Annotated in this window: 8 protein-coding genes; 2 read left to right on the plus strand and 6 right to left on the minus strand. The window is 59.5% G+C overall.

Going from position 1 to position 12591, the window contains the following annotated elements:
* The first annotated feature begins 200 nt into the window (after positions 1-200).
* Positions 201-1541 (plus strand): glycoside hydrolase family 10 protein, encoded by a 1341-nt coding sequence (locus ACP4QI_RS10690; protein ID WP_426494672.1) that lies wholly within the window; start codon positions 201-203, stop codon positions 1539-1541.
* A gap of 61 nt (positions 1542-1602) precedes the next feature.
* Here the strand turns inward: ACP4QI_RS10690 and ACP4QI_RS10695 are convergent, their stop codons facing one another.
* Positions 1603-2313 (minus strand): alpha/beta hydrolase, encoded by a 711-nt coding sequence (locus tag ACP4QI_RS10695; protein ID WP_445730316.1) that lies wholly within the window; start codon positions 2311-2313, stop codon positions 1603-1605.
* A gap of 67 nt (positions 2314-2380) precedes the next feature.
* Entirely contained in the window at positions 2381-3637 is a 1257-nt protein-coding gene (locus tag ACP4QI_RS10700; RefSeq protein ID WP_426494934.1) for an MFS transporter, read from the minus strand.
* Positions 3638-3899: 262 nt separating this feature from the next.
* Between ACP4QI_RS10700 and ACP4QI_RS10705 the strand changes: the two genes are divergently transcribed.
* Positions 3900-4184: a VF530 family protein gene (locus tag ACP4QI_RS10705; protein WP_142489456.1), complete on the plus strand. Its 285-nt coding sequence runs from the start codon at positions 3900-3902 to the stop codon at positions 4182-4184.
* A gap of 9 nt (positions 4185-4193) precedes the next feature.
* Here the strand turns inward: ACP4QI_RS10705 and glgX are convergent, their stop codons facing one another.
* The 4 genes from glgX to ACP4QI_RS10725 form a co-directional block, all read right to left on the minus strand.
* The gene (gene glgX, locus ACP4QI_RS10710; RefSeq protein ID WP_156263765.1) at positions 4194-6269 is read right to left on the minus strand and encodes a glycogen debranching protein GlgX; all 2076 of its coding nucleotides are present in this window, start codon (positions 6267-6269) and stop codon (positions 4194-4196) included.
* A 29-nt stretch (positions 6270-6298) separates the two neighbouring features.
* On the minus strand, positions 6299-8815 hold the full coding sequence (gene treY / locus ACP4QI_RS10715; protein WP_426494670.1) for a malto-oligosyltrehalose synthase: 2517 nt from the start codon (positions 8813-8815) through the stop codon (positions 6299-6301).
* Positions 8815-10587: a malto-oligosyltrehalose trehalohydrolase gene (treZ, locus tag ACP4QI_RS10720; RefSeq protein WP_426494669.1), complete on the minus strand. Its 1773-nt coding sequence runs from the start codon at positions 10585-10587 to the stop codon at positions 8815-8817. The genes treY and treZ overlap by 1 nt, the downstream gene beginning before the upstream one ends.
* A gap of 304 nt (positions 10588-10891) precedes the next feature.
* Positions 10892-12442, minus strand: a complete 1551-nt coding sequence (locus ACP4QI_RS10725; protein WP_231312392.1) for a methyl-accepting chemotaxis protein — start codon at positions 12440-12442, stop codon at positions 10892-10894.
* Positions 12443-12591: the final 149 nt, after the last annotated feature.

A 12591-nucleotide genomic window follows, 5' to 3' on the forward strand; every position in this document is an offset into this window, starting at 1 on the left:
ATGCTCAGTAAGCCGGTCAACAGGATCCAGAGATGAGATGCTGTCTGTCGCATAGCCCCTCTTGTGTAGATTTATCTCGATAAAGTGTAAGCAATCGATGGGAAGGCGTACTAAGAAAGTGGAGAATTACAATCATTGTTAAGAATTGACTTAACCATGAATAGAACGACAATAAATGTTCCCGGCGAAACACTGTAGAAATGGAGTCTATCATCGCCTGCTCACGTCCTTCTCAGCTTGCCACCCACCTTAAACGCTCTGGTGCCCTTATCGCCTGGGCGCTGTTACTGGTCAGTTGCAGCTCTACACCACCTAAATCGCTGGTCACTCCGCTACCGCCGGTGGCTAAACATCCGCTGCCGGATAAAGGTGCACGCCATGAGCCGGTGCGCGGCGTCTGGCTGGCGACCGTCTCTCGTCTCGACTGGCCGCCGCAGGCGTCGGTGAACGGTCGCCCTGCTGCATTGCGGATCGCCATGCAGCAAAAGGCCCTGACCGATAAGCTGGATAATCTGAAAAGTCTCGGGATCAACACCGTGTTTTTCCAGGTCAAGCCGGACGGCACCGCCCTGTGGCCATCAAAGATATTGCCGTGGTCGGATATGCTGACCGGCAAAATCGGGGAAGATCCCGGCTACGACCCGCTGCAGTTTATGCTCGATGAAGCACACAAGCGCGGGATGAAGGTTCACGCCTGGTTTAACCCTTACCGCGTCTCAACCAACACCCGGCCCGGCACGGTCGCGGAGCTGAACCGTACCCTGTCGCTCCATCCGCCGAGCGTGTTTGTTCTGCATCGGGAGTGGATCCGCACCGCGGGAGATCGCTATGTCCTCGACCCCGGCATTCCGGAAGCCCGGGACTGGATCACCAGCATCGTGGCCGAAGTGGTGTCGCGCTATCCGGTGGACGGCGTGCAGTTCGATGACTACTTCTATGCCGAGTCCGCAGGCTCGGCGCTGAATGACAGCCAGACGTACCGCCAGTACGGTCAGGGATTTGACTCGAAAGCCGACTGGCGGCGCGACAATACCCAGCAGCTGATTACGCAGGTGTCACGCACCATCAAGCAGATCAACCCCAACGTCGAGTTTGGCGTGAGTCCGGCTGGCGTCTGGCGTAACCGCTCCCACGATCCGGCCGGGTCCGACACCCGGGGGGCGGCGGCCTATGACGAATCCTTTGCCGATACCCGTCGCTGGGTGCAACAGGGGCTGCTGGACTACATCGCCCCGCAGATCTACTGGCCGTTTTCCCGGGATGCGGCGCGCTATGACGTGCTGGCGAAATGGTGGGCTCAGGTGGTGAAACCTACCCATACCCGGCTCTATATTGGCGTCGCCTTGTATAAGGTGGGCGAGCCCTCAAGCAAAGAGCCCGACTGGACGGTACAAGGCGGCGTGCCGGAGCTGAAAAAACAGCTGGATCTGAACGAATCCGAGCCGCAGATTGACGGTACGATCCTGTTCCGGGAGAACAACCTCAATCAGCCCCAGGCGCAGGAGGCGGTGCGTTATCTGCGAACGCGTTGGGGGTCGTAGCCTTTGCCCCCAGCTGAAAACCATTAAGAGGGTCAGCTGTGACCAGGGCGAAACAGTAAGTTCAGTGGGATAAACACCGCGCAAAAGCTGAACGCACCTCTTCATAGAGCGTGTCTGACAGCATTAAATTTTGCCAGATAGTATTATGCCCGGCGCCAGGAATGGTGAGCAGCTGCTTCTGGCGGCAGCCAGCTGCTGAGGACAACAGTCTTTCCGGTATTTCTGCGGGAATGATTGCGTCATTTTCGGCGGCAATAATCAGCAGATTGCCGGTAAATTCAGCTGCGATATCCCATGCATCGGTTTGCGCCCAGCTTCTCTCTTTGCGAATGATGGCAGAAAATTCTGGACCAAAGTTAATCTTATAGGCTGGCGTTGAGTAGACGCCGGGAACCATGAGAATGAGGGATTGAAACCGGATCGTTTTACTCAGCTGGAGTGCGTTATAGGCCCCCATACTTACGCCTATACACCCCGTGAGAGGCAGCCCCTGAAACGCAATCACCGCCTCTGCCTGTGCCGTGCGGCTGAAAAGAGAGGACGCGTGCATATCTCCCCCCGTCTCACCATGACCTACAAAGTCAAAGAGCGTCGTTCCAATGCCTGACCTATCCAGAAGCGCACGGTATTTATAGAACACCGTGCGATCCTTACCGCCCCCATGAAGCATCAGCACATGGCCATTGCGCCCGAATGTGCTTTCGGCATAGATGAATTTGCCCTGAAACGGCACCTGGAAAGCGTGACTGGAAATCATCTGCGTATTCATCATCGAATGAATCATTTTCCTCGTTTTATCAAACCAGAAGGAACCGACGGGGGCGCTGCGCTTGCCCGGCCTACGAGCTGCGTTCCCCGGACATTGTGTGCGATGTCATCTGAGAACCACTCTCGAGCCGCCTGATAGCCGGCACCAGGCTCGCCCCCGCCGTGGCAATCACCACCGCAACGGCGGATACCAGCAGCACGTTGCTGGTGCCGTACTCAATCGCCAACGGGCCTGCGATAAGCTCGCCGAAGGGAATGGCGACGAAAGACCCCACCGCATCATAGGCATAGACCCGGGCCAGCTTGTCCTGCGGGATATGGGTTTGCAGCGACTGGGCCCAGGCGACACCGAACAGGCCAAAGGTCACGCCAGCAATAAAAAACGCGGCCATCAGCCAGGGGGTGGCCGCAATCTGGCTCAGCATGAACGGGGGCAAGGCGCAAAACGACACCAGCAGCACACCGATAAAGAGGTCGCGGCGCGGGCGCCAGCGCAGCGCGAGGGAAGATCCCACAATCAGCCCCACGCTCTGGGCTGCTATAATCATCCCCCAATGTGCACGTCCAAAGGAGGCATCGGCAATCACCGGCCCGAGCACCATCATCACGCCGCTGAAGGCCGCATTAATAATGGTGAACTGCACGACGATAGCCCACACCCAGGCCCGGCTGGCGAACTCTTTCCATCCCTCTTTCAGGTCCTGCAGGATATTGCTTTGGGTTGAACCGGCTTCACGTGGCGAGACGCGGATTAAATAATAGAGCGGCGCAGCCGCGGCGAACCCCAGCGCATCAATGGCCAGCCCCCAGCCGGGCCCGACGGCGCTTATCAGAATGCCCCCCAGTGAAGCGCCGATCACCGTTCCACCATAAATACCGGCCTGCAAAAAGGCATTGGCTTCACGCAGATTGCGGGCGGGAACCGTCTGAGGAATGAGCGCGGAAGAGGCCGGTAAGGCGATCCCGGCGGCGGCCCCATTCAGGGCACCGAGCAAGGCCAGTCCGATCGCCGTGGCGGAACCGTCCAGCACCGACCAGGCCACAACCGCCTGCGAAATGGCCGCGACCAGGGAAGATGAAACTAACACCCGACTGCGGGAATAGCGGTCCGCTAACACTCCTCCCAGCAGCAGGAACAGCACGTTGAAAATCGACCGGGAGGCGACAACGATACCCAAATCAGAGACCGATCCGCCGATATCCAGGACCGCAAAAGCCAGTGCGATGGGGGCAATACCATTGCCCAGCACGGTGAGAAAACGGGCGGCAAACAGATAGCGAAAAGCGGAAAAGTGAAAGGCACGAACGTTTTTATCAGGCGTTGTCATGGATTCAATGGCGTCGGGATCGGGAGCGACAGTATAACGGAACGGCGTTTCAAAAACACCCATTCCCGGAATCGTAGGCTCGTGCAAGCGCAGCGCCGCCGGGCATAAACCCGGGTGCGATCTGTCGTGCCGGGTGGCGGCTATGCCTTACCCGGCCTACAAAATTTACAAAACCGGTGACCGCCTGAGCGCTTGCTGGCCCCCTGCTTTTCTTGTACCCTTCCCCGCTTTGAACCCCTTGCCAGATAATAAAAGGATGCCTGTGACTGCTCACCCTTCGAAAGATCCTTTGCACGGCGTCACGCTCGAGATGCAGGTCAATGCCCTGGTGGCGCGTTACGGCTGGGCGCAGCTGGGAAAGCTGATTAAAATTAACTGCTTTAACAGCGATCCCAGCGTCAAATCCAGCCTCAAGTTTTTACGGCGTACCCCGTGGGCCCGCGCCGAAGTCGAAGCCCTCTATCTGGACTCGCTGGAGGATCCCGCGCCAGCTAAAGCTGACGACGAGACCACCAGCCCGTGGGACAGAGCGCGGGCTAACAAGTAACGCCCCGCGTTATGGCCGCCGTAACAGCACGATACTGCGGCCTGGCAGCGGAAAATCGGTATCCGGGATCACCGCCTGCCCCAGATGCTCATCCCCTGCCGTACTCAGCTCCAGGACCCAACCCTCTTTACCGCATTCCGGGATACGGAACGGCACCGCTCCTTCATACGGATTGATCAGCAGCAGCACCTCCTGCCAGATCCCCTTTTGCCCGTGCAGATCGGCCCGGGTGAGGTACAGCCCCAGCGTGGTGCCCTCGTCCCAGTGCTCCGGCAGCTGCGGTCCGCCGCCGGCATTGAACCAGGTGATCTCCATCCCGTCACGCCAGCTCTCGCGGTGTAACAGCGGCTGGCTGGCGCGCAGCTTGATCAAATGCCGGGTAAAGTTGCGCAGCGTCTCGGCGCTTTCCGGGAGATTCTCCCAGTGTACCCAGCTGATTTCGCTGTCCTGACAGTAGCCGTTGTTATTACCCAGCTGGCTGCGGCCAAACTCATCCCCGGCCAGCAGCATCGGCGTGCCGTGGGAGAAGAGCAGCGTGGTGAGGAAGTTGCGCTTCTGCTGTTCACGCAGGGCATTAATCTGCTCGTCGTCGGTCGGGCCTTCAGCGCCATAATTCGATGACCGGTTATCATTGTGGCCGTCGTTGTTGTCTTCCCCGTTGGCCTCGTTGTGCTTCTCGTTAAAGGAGACGAGGTCGTTGAGGGTGAAACCGTCGTGGGCGGTGATAAAGTTAATGCTGGCCCACGGGCGACGCCCACGCTGGTCATACAGATCCCCGGAACCGAGCAGCCGCGCGGCGAAATCGGACGAGACGTTATCCCCGCGCCAGTACTCACGCACGGTATCGCGATACTTGTCATTCCACTCGCCCCAGCCTGGAGGGAAGCCCCCTACCTGATAACCGCCGGGGCCGATATCCCACGGCTCGCCTATCAGTTTCAGCCGCGAGAGGAGCGGATCCTGCATCATGGCATCGAAAAAGCCGCCACGCTGATCGAACCCTTCCGGCTCGCGCCCGAGAATAGTGCCGAGATCAAAGCGGAAGCCGTCGATATGCATTGACTCCGCCCAGTAGCGCAGGGAATCCATCACCATCTGCAGCACACGCGGGTGCGAGGTATTCACCGTGTTGCCGGTGCCGGTATCGTTCACATAGTAGCGGTGCTGACCGGCAATGGTGCGGTAGTAAGAGAAATTGTCGATCCCCTTAAACGACAGCGTCGGGCCCAGCTCGTTACCCTCGGCGGTGTGGTTATAGACCACGTCGAGGATCACCTCGATACCGGCATCGTGGAAGGCACGCACCATGTCGCGGAACCCCTGAATGCCGTTCGGGCCGCCGTAGCGCGATGCCGGAGAGAAGAAGTTAAGAGTGTTATAGCCCCAGAAGTTTTTCAGCCCCCGCTCAAGCAGATGCTGATCGTCCGGGAACGCGTGTACCGGCAGCAGCTCAACGGAGGTCACGCCGAGGCTTTTGATGTAATCCACCGTGGCTTTATGCCCCATCCCCTCGAAGGTGCCGCGCAGTTCGGGCGGGATCGCCGGGTTGAGCTGGGTAAAGCCCTTCACGTGGGTTTCATACAGAATCGTACTGGACCACGGCACCGCCGGGCGATGCGGATCCTGCCCGTCGAACACCCGTGGGTCGATGACCCGGCATTTTGGCGTATAGGGTGCGCTGTCGCGGGTATCAAAGCTCAGATCGAGTTCGTCATGCCCCAGTTCATAGCCAAAGTGCGAGGGGTTCCAGATAAGTTCCCCGGTTAAGGCTCTCGCATAGGGGTCAATCAGCAGTTTATGCGGGTTAAAACGGTGCCCGTTTTCCGGATCGTAAGGGCCATACACGCGGTAGCCGTACAGCGCGCCCGGCTTCAGATCCGGCACATAACCATGCCAGACTTCGTCTGTGTACTCCGGTAACTCCAGACGGGCAATTTCAGATTTACCACTCGGGTCAAACAGACACAGCTCAACGCGTTCGGCGCAGGCCGAAAAGAGGGCAAAATTCACCCCTTTGTCATCGTAATTCGCCCCCAGCGGGTAACTCTGCCCCGGCTGGATTTCATAAATTTTGTCATATGCCATAACGTCTTTCCTTCGAACAGTAATAATCATTAGCCGCAGGCCAGTAACACCCGCCAGCAATCCTGTGCATCACTCAATTGCAGACTTTCACCCAACACCAGGGTTTCGCCGCTGAAACAGTCCTTATAGCTGCGTCCGGCGAGATCGGGAGGAAGAACCACCTCGGTCGCTCCCCACAGAGCCGCCCCGGTGACGGGAAACGCCCGGGTGGCATTCGCCAGCGCCAGCCGCGGTGCCACCACAATCAGCACGTCGTCGTCATCCACGCGGGCAAAGGCAATCGCCTTATCCGCCCGCTCGCCGCGGGTGAGCAGCGCAACATAGCTGCCCAGACGGAACAGCGCCGGTTTGCGCTGGCGCAAGTGCAGCAGCGTGCGGGTGACAGACAGCTTCAGCTGCCCGTCCTGCCAGCTCGCCTCGCGGGTGGCAATCTGCCGATCCGCCGACGCCAGCTGCTGGCGGAGCTGGTCGAAATCAGGCTCGCGACGGTTATCGGGATCGACGAGGCTAAAGTTGAGCCCTTCGCTGCCCTGATAAACATCCGGCACGCCCGGGGCGGTGAGTTTGATCACCGTCTGGCTCAGGCTGTTTACCAGCCCGGCGCGGATAAACGGACGCAGCGAGGTGCTGAAGTCTTGCAGGAAATCCTGATTCTCCGGCGACAGCAGATGGCGGGCATACTCCAGCACCACCGTTTCATAGGCTTCGTTACTGTCCACCCAGTCGGTGCGCAGCTTGGCCTCCCGCAGCGCCTTTTCAACAAAGGCCAGGAAGCGCTCTTCCAGCGCCTTCAGCCCCTCTGCATCCTGCGGATCCAGCTGTGGTGGCCAGACCCCCGCCAGCGCCTGATAGAGCATCCAGGTGTCGGCGGCTCTGGGGGCCGTACCATCATTGAGAAAACGCACGTGGGTCTGGTTCAGCTGCTGCCAGCGGGCTACGCACTCTGCCCAGACCTCCGGGGCTTCGGTCAGGGTGTAAAGCCGGGCGCGGGCATCTTCCCCGCGCTTGGTGTCGTGGGTTGAGGTGCCGGAGAGCGCATCCGGCTGACGCTCACGCCGCGCGGTCATCTCGGTGTGAAAACGCGTCAGTGAAAAGGCGCGCGGCACCGGCTCGGCCCCCACTTCGTTGAGGGCCAGATCCATGTGCTGACGGAAGAACAGCGTGTCCTCCACCGACTTCGCCATCAGCGGCCCGGTCAGCTGCTGGAAACGGGTGCGGAAATTCGTGGCGGTATCGCGGGCCTCCTCAGAGACCTCGCCGGTCAGAATACGCATCAGCAGCGCAATGGCGTCGGGATCGGCGCTGATGGTCGACACCACATGGTTCAGCAGCCGCACATCCGCGGCGGACATTCCCTGCGCCGTGCCGTAGGTGCGGTATACCGGGAAGGCCACCAGCAGCTCGCGCAGCGCCAGCCGCAGTGGCTCCACTTCTATGTTGACGCCTTCGGTCTGCGCCAGGGTTTTCGCCAGCGTCAGCAAGGTAGAAAACTCGCCGGCGAAGTTTCTGTCCACCATCAGCAGACGCGCGTCGCGCAGTTCGTCGTGCATATCCACCGGGCGGCCCATGACTCTGTCATAGGCCTGGCGCAGGCCATCGATTTTGTCGTCATCTATCAGCACTTCCGATAGCGAGGCGATAAATTCATAGCCGGTGGTACCGGAGATCGGCCAGTCATTGGGCAGGTTCTCGCCTTTGCTGAGGATCTTCTCCACCGTGATATAGCAGTCGGGGCCCGCCTCCTGACGCAGACGCTGGAGATAGGCGCGCGGGTCGGCGAGCCCGTCCACGTGATCGATGCGCAGCCCGTCCACTGCACCCGAGCGCACCAGGGCCAGGATCAGGGCATGGCTGTCATCAAACACCGCGTCGTCCTCAACCCGCACGCCCACCAGGCCGGTGATCTCGAAGAAGCGACGCCAGGAGAGGTCGCGCGGGGCATCACGCCAGCTGGTAAGCCGCCACGGCTGCTGGTCATGCAGCCGGGTGATGGCCGCCGGATCGCTAAGGCGAAGAACCTCGTCTTCACGCCCTTGCCAGCTGTCAGGCGTCAGCGGGTAAAAGTTGTCGAAATACGCCAGCGCCGGTTTGCCGGTGTCAGGGTCGCGCTGAACGCTGATTTCGCCGTTCGCCAGCACCACATCAAAGTCATCACCCAGAAACGGCAGGGTCAGCCGACGCGACCAGTCGATATCAAAATGGCGGGCGTAGCGGCTCTTCTCTCCGTGTTCAATCACATCGCGCCACCAGGCGTTTTCCAGCGAGGTGGACATGTGGTTCGGCACAATATCCAGGATCAACCCCAGCCCGGCCGCCTTCAGGGCGCTGACCAGCCGCTCAAATCCGGCGCGGCCTCCAATAGAGGGGTCAATCTCGTTGGCATCGGTGACGTCATAACCGTGCGTCGAATCCCGGGCGGCGGTAAATATTGGCGAAGCATACAGATGGCTGATGCCGAGCTGTTGCAGGTACGGCACCAGACTGGCGGCACGGTCGAAAGTCATGCCGTTGCGAAACTGAATACGCCAGGTCGCTGTGGGGATCATCAGGTCGGTTCTCCTTGTGCAAAACGTACAATAACGGTGTTCGCGAGCAGTTCCGTGCGGCCTTCAGGCCAGGCAAACAGCGTTTCACCCGCAATATCGGGCATCATTTGATCCTGTTCGCCAATATTGAGCGCCAGCGTCAACGTGCCCTGTGTAAATGTCCAGCTCACGACCACGCAACCCGGGGCCGTTTTCAGCACCCTGCCGTTACCGCCCTGTGCCCCGGCCAGCAGCGGCACAATCGCCCGCTGGCGCAGCTGCAACAGCTGTTGGGTAAAGCGCAGCCAGGTCTGTCCGCCGGGTTGGTTGAGTTTGTTCCAGTCGAGTTTCGAACGGGCAAAGGTCTCAGGTGCATTGGGATCCGGCACCGTCTCGTCGTGATCGCTGAACTCTTTCGCGCGCCCTTCCCGCACCGCGCGCGCCAGATCCCCGTGGAAATCGGTAAAGAACAGGAACGGCTGGGTTTCACCAAACTCCTCGCCCATAAACATCAGCGGGATATGCGGGGACAGCAGCAGCGCGGCCATCAGCACCCGGGTACGTTCCTCCCCAATCAGGCTTAACAGGCGATCCCCCTGAGCACGATTGCCTACCTGATCGTGATTCTGGATGAAATCGACGAAGGCCACTGGCGGTTGAGCGATACTTTTCACTCCCCGGGGCTCACCGGTTTGCGGGGAACGTTCCCCCTGATAAGAGAAGCCTTCCGCCAGCGCTCTCGCCACCCATTGCTCCGGTTTTTCAGCAAAATCCTGGTACCAGGCATGGGTTTCCCCGCTGGCCATCACGTGGACGGCATTGTGCAGATCGTCGTTCCACTCCCCGGTAAACAGCGGCACGCTGCCGTCGTCTTCACGCGGATGGAGAAACACCACGTTGCGGCTGTCTTCGGTGGTCAGATGCACCGGCCGGTCGGTGATGGCGGCGCGGATGCGGGTGGCGATCTCGATTAGCACGTGGGGGTCGGAGGTATCTTCGATCTGGTCGATGGCGTCAAAGCGCAGACCATCGAAGTGGAACTCCGTCAGCCAGTACAGCGGCGCATCGACAATAAACTGACGCACCGGCGCAAGGTCATACGCGATACCGTTCCCCCACGGGGTCATGCGTTCCGGGTGGAAAAAGTCCGGTGCCAGTTTCGGCAGGTAATTGCCTTCCGGCCCGAAATGGTTAAGCACGATATCCAGCACCACCGACAGGCCGAGGCCGTGGGCGGTATCGACAAAGGCCTTCAGCTCATCCGGCGTGCCGTAGGCGCTGTGCGGGGCATACAGCAGTACGCCATCGTAGCCCCAGCCACGACTGCCTCCCGCCTGGGAGACCGGCATCAGCTCAATCATGGTGACGCCGAGCGAGGCCAGATACGACAGTTTGTCGGTGGCCGCGCGGAAAGTGCCCTCCGGGGTAAAGGTCCCGATATGGAGCTCGTAGACCACGCTCTCTTCCCAGGGCCGGCCCTGCCAGTGGGTATTGCGCCAGACATAGCTGTGAGGATCGCACACCAGCGACGGGCCGTTGACATCACCTTGCTGGGCGCGGGAGGCCGGATCGGGCACCGTGGTGCCGTCAGGCAGGATAAAGCTGTAGGCTGAACCGGGGGCAACATCGTTGACCGTCAGTTCAAATCCGCCGTCGCCGGTCGGGTGCATCGGCAGTGTTTCGTCGTTCAGGCGCAGGGCGATATGCTGCTGACCGCTGGCCCACAGATGAAAGCGAACGCTGTTCGCATCGCTATATTCACAACCCCAATACCTAATAGATTTAGCTGTCATTCCACCACCTCGTTTGACCCATGATCCTCGGGTTGCCTGGCGTTAATCGCTAAGCAGAGGGAAAAAGAGAAAATGCGCTGGCGTGATACCGCGCATGAACATCAAGCATAGACCAGGAAAATTAATGTGAGACGGGTCACTGCGAAGGGTGCGAACTGTATTGCCGGGTAGCGGCTACGCCTTACCCGGCCTACGAAAGGCTGCGATGTGTCTTGCCGGGTAGCGGCTGCGCTTTACACGGCCTACAGAAACGTAGGCCCGTGCAAGCGCAGCGCCGCCGGGCATTAAGGGCTACAGGGAGGAATTATGCCGGTTCCGGCAGTCTGAAGCTGGCGATGCTCTGGGTCAGGTGTTTCGCCTGCTCTTCCAGCGAGGCGGCCGCGGCCGCGGACTCCTGCACCAGGGCGGCGTTTTGCTGGGTGACGCCGTCCATCTCGGTCACCGCCTGGCCGACCTGGCCGATACCACGGCTCTGCTCTTCCGACGCCACCGAGATCTGCTCCATCAGCGCGTTCACCTTATTGACCGAATTGATAATGGCATGGATCACCTCCCCCGAGCGATTCACCAGCTGAGAACCGTTTTTCACGCTGGAGACCGACTGGGCGATCAGGTTTTCGATATCCTTCGCCGCCACGGCGCTCTTCTGCGCCAGGGTACGGACTTCCGTTGCCACCACCGCAAATCCCCGTCCCTGGGTGCCGGCGCGGGCGGCTTCAACCGCGGCATTCAACGCCAGAATATTGGTCTGGAAGGCGATGCTGTTAATCACACTGGTAATATCTTCGATACGCTGGGAGTTAGCGGCGATGGTGTTCATGGTCTCGATCACCTCGCGGGTCACGGCCTCCCCCGTGCGGGCGTTATTCACCGCATCCTGCACCAGCTTCCCGGCCTGATGCACATTGTCGGTATTATTGGCGACGGTAGCGCTCAGCTGCTCCATGCTGGCGGCGGTTTCCGTCAGGGCTGACGCCTGCTGCTCGGTACGCGAGGCCAGATCGATGTTGCCGGAGGCAATTTCCTGCGAAGCGTAATTGACGGTACGGCAGGCTTCACGCACCTGAGAGATAGTCTCCAGCAGGGCCAGACGCATCTGCTCCATCGAGCCCATCAGCAGATCGATTTCGTTGTTCGAGCCCGCTTTTTGCGGCACCGCTTCCGTCAGCTGACCGGCAGCGATCTGGCTGCAGTGCGCCCGCGCCAGGTTAATCGGGGCAAAGACAAACCGCTTCATCAGGACGCTCACGCCGATAATCACCACCACAAACAGCGCAGCAAAGGCGGCAATAATGGTTAAGCCGGAGGCAAAGTGGGATCGCGCATCGTCATTCAGCTGTTTCGCGTATTTCTGGTGCACGGAGAGCACCTGGTCGAGGACGATTTCGTACTGGCGGTCGAGACGGGAGATCTGCGGGATCAGGGCATCAAATTTTGCCGCGTCATGCGCCGAGGCCGCATCAATCAGCGGTGCCAGCCCCTGATTACGGTAGGCGAGCCAGGCGTCGTCGTAGTCTTTCACTAACGGAGCTTCATCCGCCAGACGCGGCGCGGCATTGAAGGCGGCAAACGCGCCATCGGCCTTGGTCAGCGCCAGCTTTACCGAGTCCAGCTTCTCCGCAAGACCGGCGGTATCTCCGCTCTCCGCCTGCTTCATGTACTCCATGACCCGCACGCGCAGGGTACGGCTGTGGTTAATGGGATCGATAATGGATAACACCACCTGGATCTCTTTATTCACGTTATCCAGTGAATCATTGCTTTTAATGGCCAGCCAGACATTGGTTGCGGCACTGGCAACAAAGAAAAACAGCAAGGCGAGCAGAATGGCAAGGGACGACTTTTTCAACGACATAACTACCTCAGATATAAAACGGTCTGAGGTGTTATCGGCATCCGCCCCTTAATATTGAATTAAAGTTATTTATTTATAAGAATATCAACAGGGTCGCTAATCGTTATTTAAATCAGCGGATTGCACGACAGGGCCTTATATTCAGGCCC

This window comes from Leclercia sp. TB492, from assembly GCF_049974505.2.
Classification (GTDB): Bacteria; Pseudomonadota; Gammaproteobacteria; order Enterobacterales; family Enterobacteriaceae; genus Enterobacter; species Enterobacter adecarboxylatus_C.

What these genes read in the sequence shown, in the direction of transcription:
- ACP4QI_RS10700 (WP_426494934.1), bottom strand. Translation starts at nt 3,637, where the DNA reads ATGACAACGCCTGATAAAAACGTTCGTGCCTTTCACTTTTCCGCTTTT.
- treY (WP_426494670.1), bottom strand. Translation starts at nt 8,815, where the DNA reads ATGATCCCCACAGCGACCTGGCGTATTCAGTTTCGCAACGGCATGACT.
- ACP4QI_RS10725 (WP_231312392.1), bottom strand. Translation starts at nt 12,442, where the DNA reads ATGTCGTTGAAAAAGTCGTCCCTTGCCATTCTGCTCGCCTTGCTGTTT.
- ACP4QI_RS10690 (WP_426494672.1), top strand. Translation starts at nt 201, where the DNA reads ATGGAGTCTATCATCGCCTGCTCACGTCCTTCTCAGCTTGCCACCCAC.
- glgX (WP_156263765.1), bottom strand. Translation starts at nt 6,269, where the DNA reads ATGGCATATGACAAAATTTATGAAATCCAGCCGGGGCAGAGTTACCCG.
- ACP4QI_RS10695 (WP_445730316.1), bottom strand. Translation starts at nt 2,313, where the DNA reads ATGATGAATACGCAGATGATTTCCAGTCACGCTTTCCAGGTGCCGTTT.
- treZ (WP_426494669.1), bottom strand. Translation starts at nt 10,587, where the DNA reads ATGACAGCTAAATCTATTAGGTATTGGGGTTGTGAATATAGCGATGCG.